Source organism: Paraburkholderia sediminicola (assembly GCF_046030555.1).
GTDB classification, from domain to species: domain Bacteria; phylum Pseudomonadota; class Gammaproteobacteria; order Burkholderiales; family Burkholderiaceae; genus Paraburkholderia; species Paraburkholderia sediminicola_E.
Genome location: NZ_JAQQCH010000018.1, coordinates 60192 through 85454, shown reverse-complemented (window position 1 = coordinate 85454; position 25263 = coordinate 60192). Strand labels below are relative to the sequence as shown.

At 62.6% G+C, this 25263-nt stretch carries 31 protein-coding genes and 1 riboswitch; of the genes, 30 read left to right on the top strand and 1 reads right to left on the bottom strand.

Going from position 1 to position 25263, the window contains the following annotated elements:
- Nucleotides 1-197 precede the first annotated feature (197 nt).
- A riboswitch (TPP riboswitch) is annotated at nucleotides 198-321 on the top strand.
- 232 nt (nucleotides 322-553) lie between these two features.
- From PQQ52_RS24070 to tatC, 29 genes are all read left to right on the top strand, one after another.
- Nucleotides 554-1684: an FAD-dependent oxidoreductase gene (locus PQQ52_RS24070; protein WP_408216810.1), complete on the top strand. Its 1131-nt coding sequence runs from the start codon at nucleotides 554-556 to the stop codon at nucleotides 1682-1684.
- An 86-nt stretch (nucleotides 1685-1770) separates the two neighbouring features.
- Entirely contained in the window at nucleotides 1771-1968 is a 198-nt protein-coding gene (gene thiS, locus PQQ52_RS24065; RefSeq protein ID WP_028199627.1) for a sulfur carrier protein ThiS, read from the top strand.
- A 39-nt stretch (nucleotides 1969-2007) separates the two neighbouring features.
- The gene (locus PQQ52_RS24060; RefSeq protein ID WP_408216807.1) at nucleotides 2008-2823 is read left to right on the top strand and encodes a thiazole synthase; all 816 of its coding nucleotides are present in this window, start codon (nucleotides 2008-2010) and stop codon (nucleotides 2821-2823) included.
- The gene (thiE, locus tag PQQ52_RS24055; RefSeq protein ID WP_408216804.1) at nucleotides 2820-3923 is read left to right on the top strand and encodes a thiamine phosphate synthase; all 1104 of its coding nucleotides are present in this window, start codon (nucleotides 2820-2822) and stop codon (nucleotides 3921-3923) included. Before PQQ52_RS24060 ends, thiE begins: the two co-directional genes overlap by 4 nt.
- Nucleotides 3924-4017: 94 nt before the next feature.
- Nucleotides 4018-4839 carry an ABC transporter ATP-binding protein gene (locus PQQ52_RS24050; protein ID WP_408216801.1) on the top strand — a complete coding sequence of 274 codons (822 nt, stop codon included), beginning with the start codon at nucleotides 4018-4020 and terminating at the stop codon, nucleotides 4837-4839.
- A complete protein-coding gene (gene mlaE, locus PQQ52_RS24045) occupies nucleotides 4836-5603 on the top strand; it encodes a lipid asymmetry maintenance ABC transporter permease subunit MlaE (protein ID WP_408216799.1) in 768 nt (255 codons plus the stop codon). Before PQQ52_RS24050 ends, mlaE begins: the two co-directional genes overlap by 4 nt.
- Before the next feature lie 91 nt (nucleotides 5604-5694).
- Nucleotides 5695-6258 carry an outer membrane lipid asymmetry maintenance protein MlaD gene (gene mlaD / locus PQQ52_RS24040; RefSeq protein WP_408216797.1) on the top strand — a complete coding sequence of 188 codons (564 nt, stop codon included), beginning with the start codon at nucleotides 5695-5697 and terminating at the stop codon, nucleotides 6256-6258.
- Between the two features lie 11 nt (nucleotides 6259-6269).
- Entirely contained in the window at nucleotides 6270-7304 is a 1035-nt protein-coding gene (locus tag PQQ52_RS24035; RefSeq protein WP_408216794.1) for an MlaA family lipoprotein, read from the top strand.
- Between the two features lie 118 nt (nucleotides 7305-7422).
- Nucleotides 7423-8055 (top strand): MlaC/ttg2D family ABC transporter substrate-binding protein, encoded by a 633-nt coding sequence (locus tag PQQ52_RS24030; protein WP_408216791.1) that lies wholly within the window; start codon nucleotides 7423-7425, stop codon nucleotides 8053-8055.
- Complete coding sequence (locus PQQ52_RS24025) at nucleotides 8052-8354, top strand: STAS domain-containing protein (protein WP_408216788.1); 303 nt, start codon at nucleotides 8052-8054, stop codon at nucleotides 8352-8354. Before PQQ52_RS24030 ends, PQQ52_RS24025 begins: the two co-directional genes overlap by 4 nt.
- A gap of 214 nt (nucleotides 8355-8568) precedes the next feature.
- Nucleotides 8569-9501 (top strand): ABC transporter ATP-binding protein, encoded by a 933-nt coding sequence (locus tag PQQ52_RS24020; protein WP_408216786.1) that lies wholly within the window; start codon nucleotides 8569-8571, stop codon nucleotides 9499-9501.
- Nucleotides 9498-10253 carry an ABC transporter permease gene (locus PQQ52_RS24015; protein WP_408216783.1) on the top strand — a complete coding sequence of 252 codons (756 nt, stop codon included), beginning with the start codon at nucleotides 9498-9500 and terminating at the stop codon, nucleotides 10251-10253. Before PQQ52_RS24020 ends, PQQ52_RS24015 begins: the two co-directional genes overlap by 4 nt.
- Before the next feature lie 15 nt (nucleotides 10254-10268).
- The gene (locus PQQ52_RS24010; protein WP_006052280.1) at nucleotides 10269-10508 is read left to right on the top strand and encodes a BolA family protein; all 240 of its coding nucleotides are present in this window, start codon (nucleotides 10269-10271) and stop codon (nucleotides 10506-10508) included.
- 111 nt (nucleotides 10509-10619) lie between these two features.
- The gene (gene murA, locus PQQ52_RS24005; protein WP_494478224.1) at nucleotides 10620-11882 is read left to right on the top strand and encodes a UDP-N-acetylglucosamine 1-carboxyvinyltransferase; all 1263 of its coding nucleotides are present in this window, start codon (nucleotides 10620-10622) and stop codon (nucleotides 11880-11882) included.
- Nucleotides 11879-12577 (top strand): ATP phosphoribosyltransferase, encoded by a 699-nt coding sequence (gene hisG, locus PQQ52_RS24000; RefSeq protein WP_408216778.1) that lies wholly within the window; start codon nucleotides 11879-11881, stop codon nucleotides 12575-12577. Before murA ends, hisG begins: the two co-directional genes overlap by 4 nt.
- A 61-nt stretch (nucleotides 12578-12638) precedes the next feature.
- Nucleotides 12639-13961, top strand: a complete 1323-nt coding sequence (gene hisD / locus PQQ52_RS23995; protein ID WP_408216776.1) for a histidinol dehydrogenase — start codon at nucleotides 12639-12641, stop codon at nucleotides 13959-13961.
- A 192-nt stretch (nucleotides 13962-14153) separates the two neighbouring features.
- Nucleotides 14154-15224, top strand: coding sequence for a histidinol-phosphate transaminase (hisC, locus tag PQQ52_RS23990; RefSeq protein WP_408216773.1), 1071 nt, complete (start codon nucleotides 14154-14156; stop codon nucleotides 15222-15224).
- 114 nt (nucleotides 15225-15338) lie between these two features.
- Complete coding sequence (hisB, locus tag PQQ52_RS23985; RefSeq protein WP_179734719.1) at nucleotides 15339-15926, top strand: imidazoleglycerol-phosphate dehydratase HisB; 588 nt, start codon at nucleotides 15339-15341, stop codon at nucleotides 15924-15926.
- 93 nt (nucleotides 15927-16019) lie between these two features.
- The gene (locus PQQ52_RS23980; protein ID WP_325044358.1) at nucleotides 16020-16640 is read left to right on the top strand and encodes a MarC family protein; all 621 of its coding nucleotides are present in this window, start codon (nucleotides 16020-16022) and stop codon (nucleotides 16638-16640) included.
- On the top strand, nucleotides 16637-17278 hold the full coding sequence (gene hisH / locus PQQ52_RS23975) for an imidazole glycerol phosphate synthase subunit HisH (protein WP_154560990.1): 642 nt from the start codon (nucleotides 16637-16639) through the stop codon (nucleotides 17276-17278). Before PQQ52_RS23980 ends, hisH begins: the two co-directional genes overlap by 4 nt.
- A gap of 214 nt (nucleotides 17279-17492) precedes the next feature.
- Nucleotides 17493-18245, top strand: coding sequence for a 1-(5-phosphoribosyl)-5-[(5-phosphoribosylamino)methylideneamino]imidazole-4-carboxamide isomerase (gene hisA / locus PQQ52_RS23970; protein WP_408216768.1), 753 nt, complete (start codon nucleotides 17493-17495; stop codon nucleotides 18243-18245).
- 204 nt (nucleotides 18246-18449) lie between these two features.
- Nucleotides 18450-19223, top strand: coding sequence for an imidazole glycerol phosphate synthase subunit HisF (hisF, locus tag PQQ52_RS23965; RefSeq protein WP_408216765.1), 774 nt, complete (start codon nucleotides 18450-18452; stop codon nucleotides 19221-19223).
- 1 nt (nucleotide 19224) lies between these two features.
- A complete protein-coding gene (hisI, locus tag PQQ52_RS23960; RefSeq protein WP_408216762.1) occupies nucleotides 19225-19635 on the top strand; it encodes a phosphoribosyl-AMP cyclohydrolase in 411 nt (136 codons plus the stop codon).
- Complete coding sequence (locus tag PQQ52_RS23955) at nucleotides 19632-20024, top strand: phosphoribosyl-ATP diphosphatase (protein ID WP_408216760.1); 393 nt, start codon at nucleotides 19632-19634, stop codon at nucleotides 20022-20024. The genes hisI and PQQ52_RS23955 overlap by 4 nt, the downstream gene beginning before the upstream one ends.
- A gap of 94 nt (nucleotides 20025-20118) precedes the next feature.
- Nucleotides 20119-20514 (top strand): DUF4870 family protein, encoded by a 396-nt coding sequence (locus tag PQQ52_RS23950; RefSeq protein WP_408216758.1) that lies wholly within the window; start codon nucleotides 20119-20121, stop codon nucleotides 20512-20514.
- An 82-nt stretch (nucleotides 20515-20596) separates the two neighbouring features.
- Nucleotides 20597-20962 (top strand): histidine triad nucleotide-binding protein, encoded by a 366-nt coding sequence (locus PQQ52_RS23945; protein WP_408216755.1) that lies wholly within the window; start codon nucleotides 20597-20599, stop codon nucleotides 20960-20962.
- Between the two features lie 244 nt (nucleotides 20963-21206).
- The gene (gene tatA / locus PQQ52_RS23940; protein ID WP_028199650.1) at nucleotides 21207-21446 is read left to right on the top strand and encodes a Sec-independent protein translocase subunit TatA; all 240 of its coding nucleotides are present in this window, start codon (nucleotides 21207-21209) and stop codon (nucleotides 21444-21446) included.
- Nucleotides 21447-21485: 39 nt separating this feature from the next.
- Complete coding sequence (gene tatB / locus PQQ52_RS23935; RefSeq protein ID WP_408216752.1) at nucleotides 21486-22004, top strand: Sec-independent protein translocase protein TatB; 519 nt, start codon at nucleotides 21486-21488, stop codon at nucleotides 22002-22004.
- Nucleotides 22005-22038: 34 nt separating this feature from the next.
- On the top strand, nucleotides 22039-22818 hold the full coding sequence (gene tatC / locus PQQ52_RS23930; protein WP_408216749.1) for a twin-arginine translocase subunit TatC: 780 nt from the start codon (nucleotides 22039-22041) through the stop codon (nucleotides 22816-22818).
- A gap of 240 nt (nucleotides 22819-23058) precedes the next feature.
- On the opposite strand, the gene PQQ52_RS23925 is transcribed toward tatC, so the two are convergent.
- A complete protein-coding gene (locus PQQ52_RS23925; protein WP_408216746.1) occupies nucleotides 23059-24285 on the bottom strand; it encodes a Do family serine endopeptidase in 1227 nt (408 codons plus the stop codon).
- A 19-nt stretch (nucleotides 24286-24304) separates the two neighbouring features.
- Between PQQ52_RS23925 and PQQ52_RS23920 the strand changes: the two genes are divergently transcribed.
- A complete protein-coding gene (locus tag PQQ52_RS23920) occupies nucleotides 24305-25051 on the top strand; it encodes a Nif3-like dinuclear metal center hexameric protein (RefSeq protein WP_408216743.1) in 747 nt (248 codons plus the stop codon).
- Nucleotides 25052-25263: the final 212 nt, after the last annotated feature.

Here is a 25263-nt window from a genome sequence, read left to right as displayed (position 1 = left end):
CTCGCCTCGATACCGCATGTTGCGCATGCAACTAGCGTGTCGCCCGCGCGTGGCTCCTGCGGTATCCGGTCCTGGCATTGTGCCAGAGCACTGCCTTCGGCCGTATTGATGAATCGAAAGATGGTGCCGGATCAACTGCGCGCGACGGCATAGGCCACTGGTTTGCGGGCGCCGCGCCTTTTATGGTCTAATGACCTTCGACGAAACAGGGGTGCTTTGCCCACAGGCTGCGTGATTCTCACGCAGCGGCGGCGAGGCTGAGAGAGACCCTTTGCACCCGATCCGGGTAATACCGGCGCGGGAAGTTTCCGGAAGCAGCCAGTCTTCCATTCCCCGCCGGGCGGCGTCCGTCATTGGACGCGCGTATTGCCTGGCCGGCCTCACCCGCCGGTTTCGTCCTGGGTACGTGCGTTTTTTTGCCGTACGGAAAGGACTCGATGACCGCCTATTCTTCAGACATGTGTTTTGCTTCTCGCCACGCCCTCGACGCTTATGTCGGCGTGCCGTGCCGCTTTAGCCTTGCTTGCCATTGCTGTGCCGTGGAGCGCGTGCGATGAATCGTCCTGCGCAACCTGATTTCGCGGTGCTTGGCGGCGGCCTGTGCGGGCGTTTGGTCGCGTGGCGTCTCGCCGGCCAGGGGCATCGTGTCGCCCTGTATGAGCGTGGCGACGCCGCCGGTTCGCAAGCGGCAGCCTGGGTCGCCGCGGCAATGCTGGCGCCGCTTGCCGAAGCCGCCAGTGCTGAACTGCTGATTACGCGTCTCGGTGCGAGTTCGCTCGAAACCTGGCCGAAAGTCCTCGCTGAATTGCCGGAACCCGTGTTCTTTCAGCGCAATGGCACGCTGGTCGTCTGGCATCACGCCGATCGCACCGAAGCACCGCTGTTCGAACGCCGTGTTCGCTCGAATGCGCCTCCTGAATTGCTCGACGGCGGCTTCGTAACGCTAACGGGTGCGCAGGTTGGCGCTGCCGAACCCGCGTTGGCGGGTCGTTTCAACCGGGGCTGGCTACTGCCTCGCGAAGGTCAGTTGGATAACCGTCAGGTACTGTCCGCGCTGGCCGCCGGTCTCGCCGAACGCGGTGTCGAAACGCACTGGAACACGCCGGTCGACGATCATGCGCTGCCGCCTGCACGCGTCACGATCGACTGCCGGGGTTTGGGCGCGAAGCCCGTGCTGCCCACGCTGCGCGGCATCCGCGGCGAAGTCGCGCGTGTGCATGCGCCGGGTATCAAGCTGATGCGGCCGGTGCGCCTGTTGCATCCGCGCTATCCGCTGTATATCGCGCCGAAGCCGGACGATCTCTACGTGATCGGCGCGACCGAGGTGGAAGGCGAGGACATGTCGCCGGTCAGCGTGCGCTCGGCGCTTGAGCTGTTGAGCGCGGCGTTTTCCGTGCATCCTGGCTTCGGCGAGGCACGCATCCTCGAACTGAATTCGCAGTGCCGCCCGACTTTGCCGGACCACCGTCCGGCCTTGCTGTGGGATGGCGCGCAGACGCTGCGCGTGAACGGCCTGTACCGGCACGGTTACATGATCGTGCCCGAAGTCGCCGACGAAGCCGTGCGCTTCGCCGCGGCGCTGCTCGATGGCCGCATCGGCGACGCCGATGCATTCGCCGACTGGCAAAGTGCCGCGCGCTGGAGCGAGCTGTTTCAACTGGATTCCACGCGGGAACCGGCATGAGCGTTGCGCGCCTGCTGGTGGAATAACGGCAGGCAAACAAGCGAGCCGTACCGTTACCGCCATCGATTGAACTGTATTCGAACACCATGGACATTCATATCAATCAGAAGCCGTTGTCGCTGCCCGAAGGCGCGACTGTCGCCGATGCGCTCGCCGCGTTCGGCGCGCGTCCGCCGTTCGCGGTCGCGCTGAACGGCGATTTCGTCGCACGTACCCAACATGCGGCGCGCGCGCTGCAGCCGGGCGACAAGCTCGATGTCGTGCAACCCGTGGCCGGCGGCTAAGCCCCGCGCCACGCATTGCCGGAGACCAGGACTATGCAAATGACTTCCCCCCAAACCGCCGACGCGCTCACGCTCTACGGCCAAACTTTCGCGAGCCGCGTGTTGCTCGGCACCTCGCGCTATCCGTCGCTGCAATCGCTGTCGGATTCGATCGACGCGGCACGGCCCGGCATGGTGACCGTCGCGCTGCGCCGGCAGATGAATGAAGGCGGCGCCGAAGCCGGTTTCTTCGACCTGCTCAAGCGCCACGGTGTGCCGCTGCTGCCCAACACCGCGGGCTGTCTGACCGTCGGCGAGGCGGTGACGACCGCGCATATGGCGCGCGAAATCTTCGAAACCGAGTGGATCAAGCTCGAGCTGATCGGTGACGATTACACGTTGCAGCCTGACCCGATTGGGCTGATCGAAGCGGCTGCGCAACTGATCAAGGACGGCTTCAAGGTGCTGCCGTATTGCACCGAAGATCTGGTGATCGGTCGCCGTCTGCTCGATGTGGGTTGTGAGGCGCTGATGCCATGGGGCGCGCCGATCGGCACGGGTAAGGGCGTGATCAATCCGTATGGCCTGCGTGTGTTGCGCGAACGGCTGCCCGATGTACCGCTGATCGTCGACGCCGGTCTGGGTGTGCCATCGCACGCGGCGCAAGTGATGGAGTGGGGTTTCGACGGCGTGCTACTGAACACCGCCGTGTCGCAGGCGACGCACCCCGACGCGATGGCGCGCGCCTTCGCGCTGGGCGTCGAAGCGGGCCGCCAGGCTTTTCTGGCGGGGCCGATGGCCGAGCGCGAAAGTGCGCACGCGAGCACGCCGGTGGTCGGCATGCCGTTCTGGCATCAAGATGGGAGCGCCGCATGACGCAAACTTTGCCTTTGACTGGCCGCGACCTCTTCTGGCCGCCCGCCGATGAACTCACCGAAGCCGCCGAGCGGATCCGCGCCCGCCTGGGCGAGTGGCCGCCGACGCATGCGCCATGGCGCATCTGCCTGACCGCGCCGGACGCGCCGAACGGCGGGGACCTGATCGTCGTCGCCGACGCGCAGCAGCATGGCGAGCAGGTGGCGCGCTGGCAGGTGCAGGGCGCCGGCGTGATCGTCGCCGCGGAGCACACGGCGACGCTGCATTTGGGCGGCGAGAAATACGCGCTGGAAGGCCATCTGGCGGAAGACTGGATTCCCGCGCTGGCTGCGTTTCTGGACTGCGGCTTCGATCCGCATGACGCCCTGGTGCTGGCTCTGGCCTGGCGCGACGGCGACGAAACCCGAGTGGATAACGCCTTTCCGGCTGATATTGCGCACTTCCCGCGCCTCGCCGGTCTGCCGGCCGCGCCGGCGCAAGCGTTCGCGCGTTGTCCTGACCGGCTGGGTCTGTATCCGGTGCTGCCGACAGCGGAATGGGTCGAGCGCGTGGTGGGCTTGGGCGTGAAAACGGTCCAGTTGCGCCGCAAGTCCGCCGAACCCGCCGACGAACTGAAGCGCGAAATCGCTCGCTGTGTCGCCGCGGGCCGTGAGCATGACGCCCAGGTTTTCATCAACGATCACTGGCAAGCCGCGCTGGAAGCGGGTGCCTACGGTGTCCACCTGGGGCAGGAAGACGTGCACACGGCCGATTTGTCGGCGCTCGCCACAGCCGGCATCCGGCTCGGTCTGTCAACGCACGGTTTCTATGAAATCCTGAAGGCACTGCATTTCCGGCCGAGCTACATTGCATTGGGCGCGGTGTTCCCAACCACCACCAAGGTGATGCCGACCGCGCCGCAGGGCCTCAAGCGTCTGGCGCGCTATGTGCGCCTGCTCGACGGCGTCGTGCCACTGGTGGCGATTGGTGGGATCGATCTGCAAGTTCTGCCGGATGTGCTGGCGACCGGCGTGGGCTGCGCGGCCGTGGTGCGCGCCGTGACCGAGGCTGCTGACCCGGCTGCCGCGGTTTCTGCGTTGCAACATGCGTTTACGCAATAATCGTCAAGTTCGGTAAAGGGACAGGGCACCTCACGGCAGCTTTTGCATGATGGCCCTATAATTCGGCCTTCCGTGTAAAAGGACTGTCAGTTTCGTGTCTTCCTCCCCCGAGACCTTACTCGAGCTGCGCGACGTCGACTTCGGTTATGGCGACCGGCTCGTCCTGTCGAACCTGAATCTGCGCTTCAAGCGCGGCCAGGTCGTTGCGGTTATGGGCGGCTCGGGTTGCGGCAAGACCACGGTGCTGCGCCTGATCGGCGGTCTGGTGCGTGCCCAGCGCGGCCAGATCCTGTTTCAGGGCCAGGACATCGGCGCGCAAACGCGCGACGGCCTGTACGCGCTGCGCCGCAAGATGGGCATGCTGTTCCAGTTCGGCGCCTTGTTCACCGATATGTCGGTGTTCGAAAACGTCGCCTTCGCGCTGCGCGAGCACACCGACCTCCCGGAAGAACTGATCCGCGACCTCGTGTTGATGAAGCTCAATGCGGTCGGGTTGCGCGGCGCGCGTGACCTCGCGCCATCGGAGATTTCGGGCGGCATGGCGCGGCGTGTGGCGCTGGCCCGCGCCATTGCGCTCGATCCCGAGCTGATGATGTACGACGAGCCGTTTGCCGGCCTCGATCCGATTTCGCTCGGCATCACCGCGAACCTGATTCGCGCGCTGAATCAGGCACTTGGCGCAACGTCGATCCTGGTTACGCACGACGTGCCGGAATCGTTCGCGATTGCCGATTACGTGTACTTCCTCGCCAACGGCGGGGTGCATGCCGAAGGCACGCCGGCCGAACTGCGCGCGTCGACCGATGCGACGGTGCGCCAGTTCATCGACGGCGCGCCGGACGGTCCGTTCAAATTTCACTATCCCAGCCAGACGCCGCTTGCGGCGGACTTCGGCATCGGCGGAGGTCAGTCATGATCAGTGCGCTTGGTCGCTCGGTGATCGGCGGGCTGGGCACGGCCGGCTACGCCACGCGCTTTTTCTTCCGGCTGCTGCTTGAATTCTTCCCGCTGCTGCGCCGGCCGCGCCTTGTCACGAAGCAGATCCACTTTGTGGGTAATTATTCGCTGGTGATCATCGCCGTGTCGGGGCTGTTCGTCGGCTTCGTGCTCGGCTTGCAGGGCTATTACACGCTGAACCGCTATGGTTCCGAGCAGGCTTTGGGACTGCTCGTCGCGCTTTCTCTGGTGCGCGAACTGGGCCCGGTGGTGACTGCATTGCTGTTCGCGGGGCGCGCTGGCACGTCGCTGACGGCCGAAATCGGCTTGATGAAGGCGGGTGAGCAACTCACCGCGATGGAAATGATGGCGGTGGACCCGGTCAAGGTCGTGATTGCGCCGCGCCTGTGGGCGGGCATCATTTCCATGCCGATTCTGGCCGCGATTTTCAGCGCGGTCGGCGTGTTCGGCGGTTATGTAGTGGGTGTGCTGCTGATCGGCGTCGACGCTGGCGCGTTCTGGTCGCAGATGCAAGGTGGCGTCGATGTCTGGCGCGATGTCGGCGCCGGGGTCATCAAGAGCGTGGTGTTTGGCCTCGCGGTGACCTTCGTGGCGCTGTTTCAGGGCTACGAAGCCAAGCCGACGCCGGAAGGCGTATCGCGCGCCACGACCAAGACGGTCGTGTACGCGTCGCTTGCGGTGCTCGGCCTCGATTTTCTGCTAACAGCATTGATGTTCAGCTAAAACTGCGTTGCACGTTTCCGCTCAGCGGGCGCACCTCGGATTGCGCGTGACGGGAACGGGAGCAGCGTGGCGGATTCACTTTGGGATGACGATGAAAAAGACTGCTCTCGACTTCTGGGTCGGCCTGTTCGTGGTGTTGGGTTTCGTAGCGTTGCTGTTTCTCGCGCTGAAGGCCGGCAACATGAGTTCGTTGTCGTTTCAGGCAACGTACCCGGTCAAGCTCAAGTTCGACAATATCGGCGGACTGAAGGCGCGCGCACCGGTGAAGAGCGCGGGCGTGACGGTCGGCCGGGTTGCCTCGATCGGTTTTGACAGCAATGCGTATCAGGCCGTCGTGACGATCGATATCGACAAGCAATACCCGTTTCCGAAAGACACGTCGGCGAAGATCCTGACCTCGGGTCTGCTCGGCGAGCAATACATCGGGCTCGAACCCGGTGGCGACAGCGAGATGCTTAAAGCGGGTGACACGATTTCGATGACACAATCGGCAATCGTGCTGGAAAACCTGATCGGACAATTCCTGTATAGCAAGGCCGCGGACTCGGGCGCATCCAAGCCGGGCGCGGGTTCGGCCGCTCCTGCGGCTGCCCCCGCCATGGCGCCCGCGCCGGCGGCGCCGACTTCGCCCGCCTCTGGCACGGCCGGTCAATAAGGAGAATAAAAATGCAGACCATACGCATAAGGGGTGTGCGCACCGTCCAGATGGCGACGTTCGCGCTTGCGGCCGCTACGCTCGTCGGCTGCTCGACTGTGCAGACGCCGACCAAGGGCGATCCGCTCGAGGGCTTGAACCGCACCATCTTCACGGTCAACGACAAGCTCGACCAGTACGCGCTGAAGCCGGTCGCGAAGGGGTATGTCTGGGCGACGCCGCAACCGGTGCGCGACAGCGTCACCAACTTTTTCTCGAACATCGGCGACGTCTACATCGCGGCGAACAACCTGCTGCAGCTGAAGATCACCGACGGTGTCGAAGACATCATGCGGATCGTGATCAATACGACGTTCGGTGTCGGCGGTCTGTTCGACGTGGCGACCCTCGCCAGGCTGCCCAAGCACGACAACGACCTCGGCCTGACGCTCGGTCACTACGGCGTGCCGGCGGGTCCGTACCTCGTTCTGCCGCTGTTCGGGCCGAGCACGGTGCGCGACGCGGTCGGCTCGATCGGTAACTACTATGTGAACCCGCTCAGCTATATCAATCCGCCGGGCCTGACCTGGGCGCTGTACGGCGTGAACGTGATCAATACGCGTGCGAATTTGCTGAACGCGAGCGACGTGCTGGAAGGCGCCGCGCTCGACAAGTACTCGTTCGTGCGTAACGCGTATCTGCAACGCCGCCAGTATTTGCTGTCGGACGGCAAGCAATCGCAGGCGCTGCCGAACTACGGCGACGAAGCGCCGTTGCCGAAGTATGACGACGTCGATGGCGGCGCAGCTGCTGCGCCGGCTGGCGCCGCAGGCACGCAAGGTGCTACTGCGAAGGCGGCGGCTGCCTCCGGTACGGCCGCAGCGACACCGCCGCAGGCTGCTTCGGCAGCGGATGCAACCGGCGCGGCGGCCGCGCCTGAAGCCGCCTCCGGCAGTGTCGAATCGCCGCCGCTCGATTTGAACGGCGGTCCGGAAACCACGCAGATCCCGGCCGGCCAACTGGTGCCGCCGACGCGTTTCAACTTCCCGTCATTCAAATTGCATTGATTGTGTGGCCGTAACAGATCGATACGACTCTCGCAGTTTGCGCATGGATTGCTGCTGAACTCGCGTGCTAATGTCGGCTCAAACGGTTGCACTATTTCTAAGGCAAGCAAGGTTCGATATGAAAAAACTATTCCTGATTCCGTTGTTCGCTGCGTTGTTTTCTTTCGCCAGTGCAGGTGCCTCGGCACAAACGGTCGATTCCAATTCGCCGGACGGCCTGATCAAGACGGTCACCCAGCAGGTGATCGACGCGGTGCGCGCCGACAAGTCGATCCAGCAAGGTGATATTTCGCACATCACCCAGCTCGTCAACGAAAAGATCCTGCCGTACACGGATTTTCGCCGCACCACGCAACTGGCGATGGGCCGCAACTGGCGCACCGCTACGCCTGAGCAGCAGAACCAGGTGGTCGATCAGTTCAAGATGTTGCTGATCCGCACGTATTCGGGCGCGCTCGCGCAAGTACGCGACCAGCAGATCCAGTACAAGCCGTTCCGTATGAATCCGGACGACACCGACACCGTGGTGCGCTCGGTGGTGATGAATAATGGCTCGCCGATCGAACTCGATTACCGTCTGTACAAGACACCGCAAGGCTGGCGCGTATATGACATCAACGTGCTCGGCGCATGGCTGATCCAGGCGTATCAGCAGCAGTTCAACGAGCAGATCCAGCAGAAGGGTGTGGACGGACTGATCCAGTTCCTCACGCAGCGTAACCAGCAACTGGCTGCGGGTAAGCAGTCGTGAGCGAGGTGCTGAATGTCGTCGCAGGCTGCTTCGAAAGCGGCGCGACACTGACCCACGAGAGCGCGAAAGCCGCGCTCGAGGCGGGTTTGCAGCGCATCGCTGCAGGCGCGAAGGGTGTGGATTGCACACCGCTCGCGCAATTCGATTCGTCCGCGCTCGCCGTTCTGCTCGCGTGGGAGCGTGCCGCACAGGCACGCGGCATCGCGTTCGAGATCGTCAACCTGCCGGCTGGTCTCGCCAGCCTCGCACAAGCCTACGGCGTCGATACTCTGTTGTGTCGACCGGAGTTAGCGCTTTAGCGCTTACTTCGGTCCCATGCTGCTTGCAGCGCGGCGCGACATTGACGCTCCAATAGCGTCACTTCCAATCCCCCCGGCTGAGTCGGGGCTGCTGATTTTTGCCCTATAATCAAACGTTTTTTGGGGCATATAACCGGCCCCAATTTCGTCCCTCCCAGTACTTTGCGCCCCCTCAGGGCTCCTTTAGGCGCCGCGACGCACGCGGCCCACAGTCATGTCAGCCATAGAAATTCGTAACGTCAAGAAGCGCTACAAAGATTTGCAAGCGCTCAAGGGCGTCAGCCTCACGGTGGAAGAAGGCGAGTTCTTCGGACTGCTCGGTCCGAACGGCGCGGGCAAGACGACGCTCATCAGCATCCTCGCCGGTCTCGCACGCGCCGATGAAGGCAGCATCGCGGTGCGCGGGCATGACGTAGTCAGCGATTTCCGCGACGCGCGCCGGGCGCTCGGCGTGGTGCCACAGGAGCTCGTGTTCGATCCGTTCTTCACCGTGCGCGAAACCTTGCGCATCCAGTCCGGCTATTACGGGCTGCGCAATAATGACGCGTGGATCGACGAGATCATGGCCAATCTGGACCTCACCGATAAAGCCGACGCCAACATGCGCGCGCTGTCAGGCGGCATGAAGCGCCGCGTGCTCGTGGCGCAGGCGCTGGTGCACCGGCCGCCGGTGATCGTACTGGATGAGCCGACCGCGGGTGTCGACGTCGAGTTGCGTCAAACCCTGTGGAAATTCATCTCGCGCCTGAATCGCGAAGGGCACACGATCGTGCTGACCACGCACTATCTGGAAGAAGCCGAATCGCTGTGTGACCGCATCGCGATGTTGCGGCGCGGCGAGGTCGTCGCGCTCGAGCGCACCAGCACGCTACTGCAGCGCTTTGCCGGCATGCAATTGTTCCTGCGCTTTACGCAAGGCGTGCTGCCGGCTGAGTTGCGTCCGCTCGAAGTGGAAAGCGGCCCGGGCAATGGCAACGGTCGCCAGCATCTGCTGCGGCTCGCGAGCTACGACGACGTCGAGCGAATTCTCGCGCAGTGCCGCGCAGCGGGCTGTACATTCGAGGAAATCGAGGTCCGCAAAGCCGATCTTGAAGATGTGTTCGTTCAGGTAATGAACGGTCCGGAAGTGATCGAGGGGCTGGCATGAGCGGCTTTCGTACGCTGTTTTACAAGGAAATCCTGCGTTTCTGGAAGGTGTCGTTCCAGACCGTGCTGGCGCCGGTCATCACCGCGCTGCTGTATCTGACGATTTTCGGCCACGCGTTGCGCGGTCACGTTCAGGTCTATCCGGGCGTGGAGTACACGAGCTTCCTGATTCCCGGCCTCGTGATGATGAGCGTGTTGCAGAACTCGTTTGCGAATAGCTCGTCGTCGCTGATCCAGTCGAAGATCACCGGCAACCTGGTGTTCGTGCTGCTGCCACCGTTGTCGCACTACGAGATGTTCGGCGCGTATGTGCTCGCAGCCGTGGCGCGCGGGTTGGCGGTCGGCTTTGGCGTGTTCATCGTGACGATCTGGTTCGTGCCGGTCAGTTTCAGCGCGCCGCTTTACATCATCGCGTTCGCGATTTTCGGTGCGGCGATTCTCGGCACGCTCGGGTTGATCGCCGGCATCTGGGCCGAAAAATTCGATCAGCTTGCCGCGTTTCAAAACTTTCTGATTATGCCGCTCACGTTCCTCTCGGGCGTGTTCTACTCGACGCATACGCTGCCACCGGTGTGGCGCGAAGTGTCGCGGCTCAATCCCTTTTTCTACATGATCGACGGCTTTCGCTACGGTTTCTTCGGGATGTCGGATATCAATCCGCTCGTGAGCCTCGCGATCGTTGCCGGTTTCTTTGTGGTGCTGGCCGTGGTGGCGATGCGCATGCTCGCCTCCGGCTACAAACTGCGCCACTGATCAGGAGCTTCTCTCATGTTGCCGACTCCCGAACAGGTCAAGCAATACATCGCGGCTGGGCTTGCCTGCCAGCATCTCGAAGTCGAGGGCGACGGTCAGCATTTCTTTGCGACGATCGTTTCGCCCAGCTTCGAAGGCAAGCGTCTGATCCAGCGCCATCAACTCGTGTACGCGGCGCTCGGCGACCGCATGCGCGAAGAAATCCACGCGCTCAGCATGAAAACGCTGACGCCCGCCGAATGGCAGAACGCGTAATCTGGAAATTTAGTGCGAATTACTCAAGAAAGGCGCGACGCCGGCAGCGGCGCGTCGAACACAGTCAAAGCAGACCCGTCTGAAGCCCGGGTCAATCAGGAACTGACAGGCATGGATAAACTCGTCATTGAAGGTGGCTACCCGCTGTCGGGTGAAGTCGTCGTCTCAGGTGCGAAGAACGCGGCGTTGCCGATCCTGTGCGCGAGTCTGCTCAGCGCGGAGCCGGTCGACCTGGAAAACGTGCCCGACTTGCAAGACGTGCGCACGATGCTCAAGCTGCTCGGCCAGATGGGCGTGCGCATCGAGAGCGGTGAAGGGCGCGTATCTCTGGATGCATCGAACGTCGATAACCTCGTCGCACCGTACGAAATGGTGAAAACCATGCGTGCGTCGATCCTGGTGCTCGGCCCGCTGGTCGCGCGCTTTGGTCATGCCAGGGTGTCGCTGCCGGGCGGCTGCGCAATCGGCGCGCGTCCGGTGGATCAGCACATCAAGGGTCTGCAGGCAATGGGCGCCGAGATCACGATCGAGCACGGCTTCATCGAAGCGCGTGCCACGCGTCTGAAGGGCGCGCGCATCGTGACCGACATGATTACCGTGACGGGCACCGAAAACCTGCTGATGGCGGCGGTGCTGGCCGAAGGCGAAACGGTCATCGAAAACGCGGCGCGTGAGCCGGAAGTCGGCGACCTCGCGCATCTGCTGGTCTCGATGGGCGCAAAGATCGAAGGTATCGGCACGGACCGCCTGGTGATCCAGGGCGTCGACAAGCTGCATGGCGCGAAGCACACGGTGATTCCGGATCGCATTGAAGCCGGCACGTTCCTGTGCGCGGTTGCGGCTGCCGGCGGCGATGTGACGCTACGTAAGGTGCGTCCGCTGATTCTCGAAGCCGTCACCGAAAAGCTGCGTGAAGCCGGCGTCACGGTCGAAGAGGGCGATGACTGGATGCGCGTGCGGATGGACAAACGTCCGGGCGCGGTCAGCTTCCGCACGTCCGAATATCCGGCGTTCCCGACCGACATGCAGGCGCAGTTCATGGCGCTGAATACGATCGCGGACGGCACCTCGCAAGCGGTCGAGACGATCTTCGAAAACCGCTTCATGCACGTGCAGGAATTGAACCGCCTCGGCGCGAACATCACGATCGACGGTAACACCGCGCTCGTGACCGGCGTCGAGAAGCTGTCCGGCGCGAAAGTGATGGCGACCGATCTGCGTGCCTCGGCGAGTCTCGTGATTGCCGCGCTGCGTGCCGAAGGCGAAACGCTGATCGACCGTATCTATCACCTGGATCGTGGTTACGACCGGATGGAGACCAAGCTCAACGCTATCGGCGCCAAGGTGCGCCGCATCGCCGGGAGCCAGGCATGAGTTCGATGCCGCAAACCTCGTCTTCGCCGGCCGTGAGCGCACCGCTTACGCTGGCATTGTCGAAAGGGCGTATCTTCGAAGAGACGCTGCCGTTGCTCGCCGCGGCCGGCATTGAAGTCACAGAAGATCCGGAAACTTCGCGCAAGCTGATTCTGCCCACTACAGACGCGAACGTGCGCGTGATCATCGTGCGCGCGACAGACGTGCCGACCTACGTCGAATACGGCGCAGCCGACTTCGGCGTGGCCGGCAAGGACGTGCTGCTCGAGCACGGCGGCAGCGGGCTGTATCAGCCCGTCGATCTGGATATCGCGCGTTGCCGGATGTCGGTCGCAGTGGCCGCCGGATTCGACTACGCGAACGCGGTGCGCCAAGGCGCACGTCTGCGCGTCGCGACCAAGTATGTCGAAACCGCACGTGAGCATTTTGCTGCCAAGGGCGTGCACGTCGACCTGATCAAGCTGTACGGTTCGATGGAACTGGCGCCGCTGGTTGGCCTCGCTGACGCGATCGTCGACCTGGTGAGTTCGGGCAATACCCTGCGCGCCAACAATCTTGTCGAGGTGGAGGAGATCATGCAGATTTCGTCGCGCCTCGTTGTGAACCAGGCGGCGCTGAAGCTCAAGCGCGCCGCGCTGCGGCCGATTCTCGATGCGTTCGAACGCGCGTCGAAGGCCGGCACTGCGGCAGCCTGAATAGTTTGACCACGCGCGTGGTCAAACTTTTAACGCGCGCCTTACCGAAACGGATACCCGTATGTCTATCAAGATTCGCAAACTCGATTCCAGCGCACCCGACTTTCAAAAGTCGCTGCACGCGGTGCTCGCGTTCGAGGCGAGCGAAGACGAAGCAATCGAGCGCTCGGTCGCGCAGATTCTGAATGACGTGAAGGCGCGCGGCGACGCTGCGGTGCTCGAGTACACGAACCGCTTCGACCGTGTCGAGGCGAAGAGCGTCGGGGCGCTCGAGTTGCCGATGTCCGAACTCGAAGCGGCGCTCGAAGGCCTGGAGCCGAAGCGCCGTGCGGCCCTCGAAGCGGCGGCGGCGCGCGTGCGCGGCTACCACGAGAAGCAGAAGATCGAGTGCGGCAGCCATAGCTGGCAGTACACGGAAGCGGACGGCACCGTGCTCGGCCAGAAGGTCACGCCGCTCGATCGCGCGGGTATCTATGTGCCGGGTGGCAAGGCGGCCTATCCGTCGTCGGTGCTGATGAACGCGATTCCGGCCCGCGTGGCCGGCGTGCGCGAAATCGTCATGGTCGTGCCTACGCCGGATGGCGTGAAGAATCCGCTGGTGCTGGCGGCGGCATTGCTGGGCGGCGTGGATCGCGTGTTCACGATCGGCGGCGCGCAGGCGGTGGGCGCATTGGCCTATGGCACGGAAACGGTGCCCGCGGTCGACAAGATCTGCGGCCCGGGCAACGCCTATGTCGCGTCGGCCAAGCGCCGCGTGTTCGGCACCGTTGGGATCGACATGATCGCGGGGCCGTCGGAAATTCTCGTGCTGTGCGACGGCACGACGGACCCGCGCTGGATCGCGATGGACCTGTTCTCGCAAGCTGAGCACGATGAGCTCGCGCAATCCATCCTGCTGTGCCCGGACGATGCATTTATCGCCCGCGTGCGCGACGCGATCAACGAGCTGTTGCCGACCATGCCGCGTCAGGACGTGATCCGCGCGTCGCTCGAAGGACGCGGTGCGTTGATCAAGGTGCGCGATATGGCGGAAGCCTGCGCGATCGCCAACGACATCGCGCCGGAGCACCTCGAAATCTCCGCGCTGGATCCGCATCAATGGGGCCAGCTGATCCGCCATGCCGGTGCGATTTTCCTCGGCCGCTATACCAGCGAAAGCCTCGGCGACTACTGCGCGGGGCCGAACCACGTGCTGCCTACGTCTCGCACCGCACGGTTCTCGTCACCTTTGGGCGTCTATGATTTCTTCAAGCGTTCGAGCGTGATCGAAGTCAGCGCGGAAGGTGCGCAGACGCTCGGAGAGATCGCCGCCGAACTCGCTTACGGCGAAGGCCTGCAGGCGCATGCCCGCAGCGCCGAATACCGGATGCGTCAGAACGGCTGAAGGTGGGGCACAAGCGCCTGAATGCGGCGAATCCGATGGTAGCGCAAGCGGGCACGCACCGATGCCCGCGAACCTCACCGACGGATTTCGCGCGTTTCCCAGTTAAATAACGATAATACAGACCAACCTGGAGCGGCCGGCGTGCCGCCGATGCCAGGCCGGATTCTCCCTTGCGGCCCGGTCCGCTGACTTATGACGACACCTCAAGACATCATCCGCCGCGACGTGCTCGCGATGACGAGCTATCCGGTTCCGGACGCTACGGGCTATATCAAACTCGACGCGATGGAAAATCCGTTTCCGTTGCCGCCGGTGCTCGCCGCGCATCTGGGCGAGCATCTGGCCGGCGTCGCGCTAAACCGTTACCCCGCGCCGCGTCCGGAAGCGCTGATTGAAAAGATCAAGCGCGTGATGGCCGTGCCTGCGGGCTGCGACGTGCTGCTCGGCAACGGCTCGGATGAAATCATCAGCATGGTGTCGGTGGCGTGCGCGAAGCCGGGCGCCAAGGTGCTCGCGCCGATGCCGGGTTTCGTCATGTATCAGATGTCGGCGAAGCTGGCGAATCTGGAGTTCATCGGTGTGCCGCTGAAGCCCGATTTCACGCTCGATACCGAAGCAATGCTGGCGGCGATCGCCGAGCACGAACCGGCGATCGTCTATCTGGCCTATCCGAACAATCCGACCGGCACACTGTATGACGACGCGGACATGGAGCGCATCATCGCCGCAGCGAACCAAAGCCTCGTGGTGATCGACGAGGCGTACCAGCCGTTTGCGCAGCAAAGTTGGCTGCCGCGCGCCGATGCGTTCGACAACGTCGTCGTGATGCGTACCGTGTCCAAGCTCGGGCTGGCCGGCATCCGCCTGGGTTATCTGGTCGGTAAGCCCGCCTGGCTCACCGAATTCGACAAGGTGCGGCCGCCCTACAACACCAACGTGCTGACGCAGGCCGCCGCCGATTTCCTGCTCGACCACGTCGACGTGCTCGACGCTCAGGCTGCGCAATTGCGCGAAGAGCGCACGAAACTCGCGCACGCCGTGGCCCAATTGCCGGGCGCCGAGGTGTTCCCGAGTGCTGGTAACTTCCTGCTGGTGCGGGTGCCGGATGCATCCGTTATGTTCGAAACACTGCTGGCAGCACGGGTTTTGATCAAAAACGTGAGTAAAATGCACCCATTGCTGGCCAATTGCGTGCGTTTGACAGTCGGTTCGCCCGAAGAAAACGCCCAATTGATTGCCGGACTGAAACTCGTGCTGCACTGAACGGCGTGCCGAATGGCCGCGTGAACGCTTTTCCCTAGTGCGAAAAGCGCGCGCGGCCCGCCGTGTTCCCATCCCCCACTACTAACGCTTTCTAGCTAGATTCGAGGAATTACCATGCGCCTTGCGGAAGTCGTTCGCAACACCAGCGAAACGCAGATCCGTGTGAAGATCAATCTGGACGGCACCGGTCAGCAGAAGCTGGCCACCGGTGTGCCGTTTCTTGATCACATGCTCGACCAGATCGCACGGCATGGATTGTTCGACCTCGAAATCGAAGCGCATGGCGACCTGCATATCGACGACCATCACACGGTCGAAGACACCGGCATTACGCTCGGCCAGGCCGTCGCAAAGGCAATCGGCGACCGCAAGGGCATCCGTCGCTACGGTCATTCTTACGTGCCGCTCGACGAAGCGCTGTCGCGCGTCGTAATCGATTTTTCCGGCCGGCCGGGCCTCGAATTCCATGTGCCGTTCACGCGCGCGCGTATCGGCACGTTCGACGTCGATCTCTCCATCGAATTTTTCCGCGGTTTCGTGAACCACGCCGGCGTCACACTGCATATCGACAACCTGCGCGGCCTGAACGCCCATCATCAGATGGAAACGGTGTTCAAGGCGTTTGGGCGTGCGTTGCGCATGGCCGTCGAACTGGACGAACGCGCGGCGGGGCAGATTCCGTCGACCAAGGGCAGCCTTTAAGCGCTCATTTACCCGCTTATTGACCGGCTCATTGACCGGCTCATTGACCGGAATTAGAACCAGGACCGGCCGCTTGCGCGTGCCCGGTGTGCGATGGACATTCTGAAGTCGTTTATTTCGCTGCTGGCGCTGATCAACCCGGTCGGCGCCATCCCGTTCTTCATGAGCCTGACTGCGCTTCAGAGCGACGTGGAGCGGCGCAGAACTATCCGTATCGCGGCGATTTCGGTGTTTTGCGTGATCGCGGTGACCACGCTGCTCGGACAGCAGATCATCAGCTTCTTTGGCATTTCGGTCGGATCGCTCGAAGTGGGCGGCGGGATCATCATGCTGCTGATGGCGATCAACATGCTGAACGCGCAGATCGGTAACAGCCGTTCGACGCCGGAAGAGCGCCATGAAGCGGAGCAGAAGGACAATATCGCGGTCGTGCCGCTCGCGATTCCGCTGTTGACTGGCCCAGGCGCGATCAGCACCACGATCATTTACGCGGCCGGCTCGACGCACTGGTACGACCGGCTCAGCCTCGTCGCGATCGGCGCGGTGCTGGCGGCAATCTGCTTTTTTTCGCTGCGGCTCGCTGAACCGATTGCTCGCTGGGTAGGTCGCACGGGTATCAATATCGGCACGCGGCTCATGGGTTTGATGTTATCGGCGCTGGCGGTGGAATTCATCGTCGATGGATTGAAGGCATTGCTGCCTAACTTGAAATGAAAACTTCGATAGCGATTGTGGATTACGGAATGGGCAACCTCCGCTCGGTTGCTCAGGCGCTGCGCAAAGCCGCGCCGGAGGCGGATGTGGCGATCGTCGACCAGCCCGAAGCGATCCGCTCGGCCGACCGCGTGGTACTGCCCGGCCAGGGTGCGATGCCCGACTGCATGCGCAGTCTGGCCGAATCCGGCTTGCAGGAGGCGGTCATTGAAGCGTCGCGCTCCAAGCCGCTGATGGGCGTGTGCGTTGGCGAGCAGATGCTGTTCGACTGGAGCGCCGAGGGCAATACGCCTGGCCTGGGCCTGCTGCCGGGCAAGGTATTGCGCTTCGACCTCGAAGGCCAGGTGCAAGACGACGGCTCGCGCTTCAAGGTCCCGCAAATGGGCTGGAACCGCGTGCGTCAGGCACAGCCGCATCCGCTGTGGGACGGCGTCGCGGATAACGCGTTCTTCTACTTCGTGCACAGCTATTACGTCGTGCCGGACAACGCCGCCCATACGTCGGGCGAAACGGTGTACGGTGTGCCCTTTACCTCGGCGGTGGCGCGGGATAACATCTTCGCGACCCAATTCCACCCGGAAAAGAGCGCCGAAGCAGGGCTGCGCGTCTATCGCAACTTCGTGCACTGGAACCCGTGAGCGCCTTTCTTCATCCTGTTGCCGTGCGCCGCTCCGCCACACGCGGGGCGTCGACTGTGCGCCATGACCGTAGCAAGACGATTTCACTCCAATACGGCGCGCCGCAAGGGCGTCGAAAGAGTTGTACTAAACTAGCGAAACGGCGTTGTGGCGGGCTGGTTTGTCAGCCGCTGCCGCCGACCTTCAACCACCTCCCAGACAACACCCGATTGCTATGCTGCTGATTCCCGCCATCGACCTGAAAGATGGTCACTGTGTACGCCTCAAACAGGGCGATATGGACCAGGCGACGATATTTTCCGAGGAACCGGCGGCGATGGCCCGACATTGGGTCGACCGCGGTGCCCGTCGTCTGCATCTCGTCGACCTGAATGGTGCGTTCGCCGGCAAGCCGAAAAACGAGGACGCGATCCGCGCGATCATCGAGGAAGTCGGTGGCCAGATTCCCGTCCAGCTGGGCGGCGGTATCCGCGACCTGAACACGATCGAGCGCTATCTGGATGACGGTTTGTCGTACGTCATCATCGGCACGGCCGCGGTGAAGAATCCGGGCTTTTTGCAGGATGCGTGCACGGCGTTCGGCGGCCATATCATCGTCGGACTGGATGCGAAAGACGGCAAGGTCGCCACCGACGGCTGGAGCAAGCTGACCGGTCATGAAGTGGCCGATCTGGCGCGCAAGTTCGAGGATTACGGTTGCGAGTCGATCATCTACACCGACATCGGCCGCGACGGCATGCTGCAAGGCATTAACATCGAAGCGACGGTGCGTCTCGCGCGCGCGGTGAAGATTCCGGTGATCGCGAGCGGTGGGTTGTCGAACCTCGCGGACATCGAGTCGCTGTGCGAAGTCGAGGGCGAGGGCATCGAAGGCGTGATCTGCGGCCGGGCAATCTACTCGGGCGATCTGGACTTTGCGGCGGCTCAGACCCTCGCGGACCGGTTGCGCGAATCGGACGACGCGTAAGGCTCAAAGCGTCGCGGTCGATTCGGAATCGACGCAGCAGCGGACTTAAAAGCGGACGCAACGGCGCGCCCGGAAAGCGCGTCAAGCCGCATCACCGTATTTGGACCATTGCGGCCTGACGCGGCTAGCCGCGCCGGCACTGTGCCGCTCGTTGAAGGTTTACGCGGGCGGCCTCATCAGCGGTATTGGCAGAATTGCAAGATCATGGCTCTAGCTAAACGCATCATCCCCTGTCTCGACGTCACGGCTGGACGCGTGGTCAAAGGCGTTAACTTCGTCGAACTGCGTGACGCGGGCGACCCCGTAGAAATCGCGCGCCGCTACGACGATCAGGGCGCCGACGAACTGACCTTCCTCGACATCACCGCCACCTCTGACCAGCGCGATCTGATCCTGCCGATCATCGAAGCGGTCGCCTCCCAGGTATTCATTCCGCTGACGGTCGGCGGCGGCGTGCGTGCTGTCGAAGACGTGCGGCGGCTGCTCAACGCCGGCGCGGACAAGATCAGCATGAACTCGTCGGCAGTCGCGAATCCGCAACTCGTGCGCGACGCGACGAACAAATACGGCTCGCAATGCATCGTCGTCGCAATCGACGCGAAGCGCGTATCCGCAGACGGCGAGCCGCCGCGCTGGGAAGTTTTCACGCATGGCGGCCGTAAGGCCACCGGCCTCGAAGCCGTCGAATGGGCGCGCAAGATGGCTGAACTGGGCGCGGGCGAAATCCTGCTGACCAGCATGGACCGCGACGGCACCAAGAGCGGCTTCGATCTGGCGCTTACACGCGCGGTGTCCGACGCGGTGTCGATTCCGGTGATCGCCTCGGGCGGCGTCGGCTCGCTGCAGCATCTGGCCGACGGCATCAAGAGCGGCCACGCGGACGCCGTGCTGGCCGCCAGCATCTTCCACTACGGCGAACACACCGTGGGCGAGGCCAAGCGCTTCATGGCCGATCAAGGCATTTCGGTGAGGTTGTGACGTGGTGAATCCTTTGGCAGCAGAGTGGCTCGACAAGGTCAGGTGGGACGCGAACGGCCTTGTGCCGGTGATCGCGCAGGAAGCGTCGACCAACGACGTGCTGATGTTCGCGTGGATGAACCGCGAAGCCCTGGCGAAAACCGTCGAAACCGGCCGCGCGGTGTACTTCTCGCGCTCGCGCCAGCGCTTGTGGTTCAAGGGTGAAGAGTCCGGCCACGTGCAGCATGTGCATGAAGTACGGCTCGATTGCGACGAAGACGTCGTACTGCTGAAGGTCGAGCAGGTGTCGGGCATCGCGTGCCACACCGGCCGCCACTCGTGTTTTTTCCAGAAATTCGAAGGCACGGTTGAAGATGGCGGCTGGGTTGCCGTCGACCCCGTGTTGAAAGACCCCGAACACATCTACAAATGACGCAATCCACTCAATCCACGGAATCCTCTTCGTCCACTGGCGACACGCTGCTGCGCCTCGCGGCCATCATCGACAGCCGCAAGGGCGGCGATCCGGACGTCTCGTACGTGTCGCGCCTGTTCCACAAGGGCGATGACGCGATTCTCAAGAAAATCGGCGAAGAAGCCACCGAAGTCGTGCTGGCCGCCAAAGACGTGCGTCAGGGCGGCGCGCCGAACGCGCTGGTCGGCGAAGTGGCGGACCTGTGGTTTCACTGCCTCGTGATGCTGTCGCATTTCGACCTGAGTCCGGCCGACGTGCTTGCCGAACTCGAGCGGCGTGAAGGCCTGTCGGGCATCGAGGAAAAGGCGCTGCGCAAGAGCCGCGAGCGCGAGCAGAACGGCGACTGATTGTCCGGATTTGTCCGTCCTGTCTTGAAGTGGCGAATGTCGGCACCCACATTGCACTGAACGCATAGGATCGCATCCTCGGGAGGACGCAAGCATGGAACAGTCGCAAGGAAACTATCCGCCGCCGGTTTACCGCAACGCGATCGAGCCGGAGCGCGAACGCAGTCTGCGCACGCTCACGCATGTGCTGTACGGGCTGTATGCGGTCCACTGGCTGACGGGCGGCCTGACGATTCTGATCGCCATCATCATCAACTATGTGAAGCGGCCCGACGTAGTGGGCACGCCTTACGAAGCGCACTTCGAGTGGCAGATCCGCTCGTTCTGGATGGCCCTGCTGGGTTATGCGATCGGTGGCGTCCTGCTGTTCGTGGTGATCGGTATTCCGGTTCTGTGGGCCGTCAGCATCTGGATGCTGTACCGTATTATCAAAGGCTGGCTGTATCTGTACGATAACAAGCCGCTCGCGAATCCGCGTGGCTGGTTCTGAGTCGAGTCCGGTTGCGGCCGGGCGGGACGTGAGCCAGGCCGCACCACATTTCGCTCGCTAGCCATACTGTGTCAGGAATACGATGAGTCACGATCCGAACTGCCTTTTCTGCAAGATCGCCGCCGGCGAGATTCCGTCGACCAAAGTCCACGAAGACGAAGAGTTTGTTGCCTTCCGCGACATCCGTCCGGCAGCGGAAACGCATGTGCTGGTGATTCCCCGCAAACACATCGCCACGCTGTCGAATTGCACCGAAAGCGATACACCGCTGCTTGGTAGAATGCTTGTGTTGGTGGCGCGTCTGGCCGACCAGCTGGGCGTGGCGTACACCGGCGGTGAAACCGGTTTTCGCACGGTAATCAATACCGGTCCGGGTGGCGGCCAAGAGGTGTATCACCTGCACGCGCACATCCTCGCAGGGCCGCGCCCCTGGCAGCGAATGGGCTGATATAACTGCGGGCCGTGAGGCGCGCGGCGAGTTTTGGCGGTCGACAATAGCGCGGCCGTTGTTTTTGCCGCACTGTAATGACGCCGACGCGATCGTCAGGTCACAATGACGCGCCGTGTTGCAAGGGTTGCATCGGAACAGCTCGCGGCAACGTATAGATGGAGCGTACGCGCTTCGATTCACGCCGCAAGGCGCACGAGTTTTACCGCATCAAGATGCGGTGTCGGGGTTAAGGAGAGTAGTCATGGGTTCGTTGAGCATTTGGCATTGGCTGATCGTGTTGCTGATCGTGGCGCTCGTGTTCGGCACGAAGAAGTTGCGCAATATCGGCACTGATCTGGGCGGCGCGGTGAAGGGCTTCAAGGAAGGCATGAAGGAAGCCGAAACGCCCGCAGGTGAAGCGCAACAGCGCGAACTGCCGCGCAACGGCACCGTGGATGTGGATGCGAAGGAAAAGACGCCGCGTTCCGGCGATTACCGCTAAGCCGCGGCCCAACCGCGTTACTGACGGACACTCCACTTCATGCTGGACCTCGGTCTAACCAAGATGGCGCTGATCGGCGTCGTCGCGCTGGTCGTACTCGGGCCTGAGCGCCTGCCTCGCGTCGCCCGCACGGCCGGCGCGTTGTTCGGCCGCGCGCAGCGGTATATCAACGACGTGAAGGCTGAAGTTACTCGCGAAATCGAACTCGACGAATTGCGTCGTATGAAAACCGAGTTCGAAGCGGCGGCCAGCAACGTCGAAACCAGTGTTCAGGACAATCTGCGCAAGCACGAAACCGAACTGAACGACGCGTGGAATAGCGGCACGTCGGTGTCGCCGAGCATTGCCGGCGGCGCGCTTGAAGATGCTGGCAATTCCCAGTGGCGAACCAGCACGCCACCGGCAGGCCCCAAACGCAAGAACTGGCGCGTCAAGCAGACGGCCATGCCCACCTGGTACAAACGCGCCACCACGCGCCGCACGCGCGTGCAGTCGGGCGCTGCGCGCGTGGCGCGGCATACGCCGGCCACCATGCGTCGTCAGACGCGGTTCTTCTGATGATCAGAACGACAATCTCTAACCGAGGGCCGGTGTGAGCGACCCCCAGCAAACCCAGGACGAAGGCACTGAAGAGACCTTCATTTCCCACCTCGTTGAATTGCGCGACCGGATCATCCGCGCTGGCCTCGCCGTCATCGTGGTGTTTGTGGGGCTCGTGTATTGGGCGCCGGACATCTTCCGGCTGCTGGCGCGGCCTTTGATGCAGAATCTGCCGAAGGACGGCAAGATGATCGTCACGGACGTGACCGGCTCGTTCTTCGTGCCGATGAAGGTGACCATGATGGTCGCCTTCGTGATCGCGCTGCCGGTCGTGCTGTACCAGATCTGGGCGTTCGTCGCGCCGGGGCTGTATCAGCACGAGAAGAAGCTGGTCGGGCCGCTGGTGGGCAGCAGTTACACGTTGTTCCTGTGCGGCATGGCGTTCGCGTACTTCGTGGTGTTTCCGACCATTTTCCGCGTGATGGCGCACTACAACGCGCCGCTCGGCGCGGAGATGAACACCGATATCGACAACTACCTGAGCTTCGTGCTGACCATGTTCCTCGCGTTCGGGGTGACGTTCGAAGTGCCGATTGTCGTGGTGTTGCTGGTCCGCATGAACGTGCTGACCATCAAGAAGCTCAAGGAAATCCGTCCGTATGTGATCGTGGCCGCGTTCGTGATTTCGGCGGTGGTGACGCCGCCGGACGTGTTCTCGCAACTGATTCTGGCGATCCCGCTGATCGTGCTGTACGAGGCGGGCATCATCGCGGCGCGCTTGATTGTCGGCAAGCAGCGGGTGGTGGTTGAAGATGCGAGTCCGCCGAATTGAGGTAATGCACCTCGGGCGCTAGTCGCGCTAGCCGGAAGGCTGGGCGCAGCAAAAAGGGCAGTCCATTGCGGACTGCCCTTTTTTGTTTTTGGCGACGGCGGTGTTGTTTTGGCTTGCCATGTCGCTGGCTGCTCAAGCCAACGGTGTCCGTCTTATCTGCCGCGTTGGTCGGCGCCGCCTGCTGCTATTGCTGTTGCCGTGTATTAACCGGCGCCGTGCCGGCGGACCGCCACACCGTTTTCAACCGCCGTCGTCGTCCTGCTGATCGCCGCCGCCGTTGTCGTCTTCCGCCGGTTGCTTTGGCGGAGGCGGGCGCTTGCCGATGGTCACGTCCAGATCCATCTCGCGGCTCTTACGCACCAGGTGAACTTTCGCCGCCGTGCCCGGCTTGATCTGCGCGATGACGTTCAATAGACGCGTGGTGTCGGTGATCTCCTGGCCGTCCACGCTCACCAGAATGTCGCCCGGCTTGATGCCGGCACGGTCGGCCGGGCCGTTCTTCAGCACACCCGCGACGATTGCGCCCGACTTCTGCTCGAGCCCAAACGATTCGGCGATTTCCGGCGTGACGTCCTGCGGCTCCACGCCGATCCAGCCGCGCGTGACCGAGCCCGTCGTGATGATGCTCTCCAGCACGCTGCGCGCGGTCGAGACAGGAATCGCAAAGCCGATGCCGAGCGAGCCGCCCGAGCGCGAATAGATGGCGGTATTGATGCCGAGCAGGTTGCCGTTCACGTCGACCAGTGCGCCGCCCGAGTTACCCGGGTTGATGGGCGCGTCGGTCTGAATGAAGTTTTCGAACGTGTTGATGCCGAGGTGATTGCGCCCGAGCGCGCTGACGATGCCCATGGTGACCGTCTGGCCGACGCCGAACGGATTGCCGATCGCCAGCACCACGTCGCCCACGCGCGTCTGGTCCATGCGGCCGAGCGTGATGGTGGGCAGGTTGGTCATGTTGACCTTCAGCACGGCCAGGTCGGTCTCAGGATCGACGCCGATCACCTTGGCATTGGTGGTGCGGCCGTCGGCGAGCGCGATTTCGATCTGATCGGCGCCGTCCACGACGTGCTGGTTCGTTAGAATGTAACCTTCCGAACTCACGATCACACCTGAACCGAGATTCGAGGCCGGTTGTTCCTGCTGCTTGCCTTTGTTTTTGTCGCCGAAGAAATAGCGGAACAGCGGGTCTTTCGCGCGCGGATCGGGTGGCAGTGAGCCATCCTTGCTGGAAAACACATTGACGACGGCGGGCATGGCTTTTTGCGCGGCGTCTGCATAGGACGCCTGCGCAGGGCCGGTGCCGATGCCTGGCGCTACTTCCCGAAGCGCGACGATCGGTTCGGCAAGTTGCTTGCCGAATTGCCCTTGACGCTGGAGCCACTGCGGTTTGAGGGTCGCAATGATGAACATCAGCGCCAACAGCACGGTCACCGCTTGGGCAAAGAACAGCCAAAAGCGTCTAAGCATCTGAAGACTAGAGGTTTATATGGATCGGATCGAACTTGAATTGTACTTGAACAATGTTCTTGAAACCGCGCGCTTCAAGGACTATTGCCCTAATGGATTGCAGGTGGAAGGGCGCCGCCGGATCAATAAGCTCGCGACCGGTGTGACGGCTTCCGTGGCCTTTCTCGAGGCCGCGCTCGACTGGGGCGCGGATGCTGTGCTGGTCCATCACGGCTACTTCTGGCGCAATGAGGCGCCGCAGATCACCGGGCGCAAACACGCGCGGCTGAAGCTGCTGATCGCCAACGACCTGAGCCTGTTCGCCTACCACCTGCCGCTCGACGACCATCCCGAGTTCGGCAACAACGCGCAGATCGGCGCGAAGATGGGCTGGATCAGCGACGCGCGCTTCGGCGAGAACGATCTCGGCTGGCTCGCCACGTTTCCGATGCCGATCACGCTCGCGCATTTCACCGCGCAAGTCGAGCAGACGCTCGGCCGCACGCCGCTCGTGTTCGGCGACCCGGATCGCGAACTGCGCCGCGTGGGCTGGTGCACGGGCGCCGCGCAAGGCATGTTCGACGCCGCGATCAATGCCGGCGCTGATGTCTACCTGACCGGCGAAGTGTCGGAATCGGTGATGCACACGTCGGCGGAAAGCGGCGTCGCATTTCTCGCGGCCGGTCATCACGCCACCGAGCGTTTCGGCGTGCAGGCAGTGGGCAAGCATCTGTCCGAGCAGTTCGACATCGAGCACCTGTTTATCGATATCCCGAATCCCGTTTGAATTGAAATTCGGCATTAGATAAGAAAAAGGCACGAATAACGCAGAGGGCGCTTAAAAGGAGGTGCAAAAAAGTTTGCGATCCGTACGGAGAAACCCTGACTTATCAAGGGCTTCGCACGGTTTTTGGCAATGGGGCCTTGTAAATGCCGACTCCATTCGCGCAAACTAGCGGCGGTAGAAGCGACGTGAAGGAAAAATCCAACTCAGAAGTG

Coding starts and splice junctions, on each gene's coding strand:
- PQQ52_RS24070 (WP_408216810.1), top strand. CDS start 554: ATGAATCGTCCTGCGCAACCTGATTTCGCGGTGCTTGGCGGCGGCCTG.
- thiS (WP_028199627.1), top strand. CDS start 1,771: ATGGACATTCATATCAATCAGAAGCCGTTGTCGCTGCCCGAAGGCGCG.
- PQQ52_RS24060 (WP_408216807.1), top strand. CDS start 2,008: ATGACTTCCCCCCAAACCGCCGACGCGCTCACGCTCTACGGCCAAACT.
- thiE (WP_408216804.1), top strand. CDS start 2,820: ATGACGCAAACTTTGCCTTTGACTGGCCGCGACCTCTTCTGGCCGCCC.
- mlaE (WP_408216799.1), top strand. CDS start 4,836: ATGATCAGTGCGCTTGGTCGCTCGGTGATCGGCGGGCTGGGCACGGCC.
- mlaD (WP_408216797.1), top strand. CDS start 5,695: ATGAAAAAGACTGCTCTCGACTTCTGGGTCGGCCTGTTCGTGGTGTTG.
- PQQ52_RS24035 (WP_408216794.1), top strand. CDS start 6,270: ATGCAGACCATACGCATAAGGGGTGTGCGCACCGTCCAGATGGCGACG.
- PQQ52_RS24030 (WP_408216791.1), top strand. CDS start 7,423: ATGAAAAAACTATTCCTGATTCCGTTGTTCGCTGCGTTGTTTTCTTTC.
- PQQ52_RS24020 (WP_408216786.1), top strand. CDS start 8,569: ATGTCAGCCATAGAAATTCGTAACGTCAAGAAGCGCTACAAAGATTTG.
- PQQ52_RS24015 (WP_408216783.1), top strand. CDS start 9,498: ATGAGCGGCTTTCGTACGCTGTTTTACAAGGAAATCCTGCGTTTCTGG.
- PQQ52_RS24010 (WP_006052280.1), top strand. CDS start 10,269: ATGTTGCCGACTCCCGAACAGGTCAAGCAATACATCGCGGCTGGGCTT.
- murA (WP_494478224.1), top strand. CDS start 10,620: ATGGATAAACTCGTCATTGAAGGTGGCTACCCGCTGTCGGGTGAAGTC.
- hisG (WP_408216778.1), top strand. CDS start 11,879: ATGAGTTCGATGCCGCAAACCTCGTCTTCGCCGGCCGTGAGCGCACCG.
- hisD (WP_408216776.1), top strand. CDS start 12,639: ATGTCTATCAAGATTCGCAAACTCGATTCCAGCGCACCCGACTTTCAA.
- hisC (WP_408216773.1), top strand. CDS start 14,154: ATGACGACACCTCAAGACATCATCCGCCGCGACGTGCTCGCGATGACG.
- hisB (WP_179734719.1), top strand. CDS start 15,339: ATGCGCCTTGCGGAAGTCGTTCGCAACACCAGCGAAACGCAGATCCGT.
- PQQ52_RS23980 (WP_325044358.1), top strand. CDS start 16,020: ATGGACATTCTGAAGTCGTTTATTTCGCTGCTGGCGCTGATCAACCCG.
- hisH (WP_154560990.1), top strand. CDS start 16,637: ATGAAAACTTCGATAGCGATTGTGGATTACGGAATGGGCAACCTCCGC.
- hisA (WP_408216768.1), top strand. CDS start 17,493: ATGCTGCTGATTCCCGCCATCGACCTGAAAGATGGTCACTGTGTACGC.
- hisF (WP_408216765.1), top strand. CDS start 18,450: ATGGCTCTAGCTAAACGCATCATCCCCTGTCTCGACGTCACGGCTGGA.
- PQQ52_RS23955 (WP_408216760.1), top strand. CDS start 19,632: ATGACGCAATCCACTCAATCCACGGAATCCTCTTCGTCCACTGGCGAC.
- PQQ52_RS23950 (WP_408216758.1), top strand. CDS start 20,119: ATGGAACAGTCGCAAGGAAACTATCCGCCGCCGGTTTACCGCAACGCG.
- PQQ52_RS23945 (WP_408216755.1), top strand. CDS start 20,597: ATGAGTCACGATCCGAACTGCCTTTTCTGCAAGATCGCCGCCGGCGAG.
- tatA (WP_028199650.1), top strand. CDS start 21,207: ATGGGTTCGTTGAGCATTTGGCATTGGCTGATCGTGTTGCTGATCGTG.
- tatB (WP_408216752.1), top strand. CDS start 21,486: ATGCTGGACCTCGGTCTAACCAAGATGGCGCTGATCGGCGTCGTCGCG.
- PQQ52_RS23925 (WP_408216746.1), bottom strand. CDS start 24,285: ATGCTTAGACGCTTTTGGCTGTTCTTTGCCCAAGCGGTGACCGTGCTG.
- PQQ52_RS23920 (WP_408216743.1), top strand. CDS start 24,305: ATGGATCGGATCGAACTTGAATTGTACTTGAACAATGTTCTTGAAACC.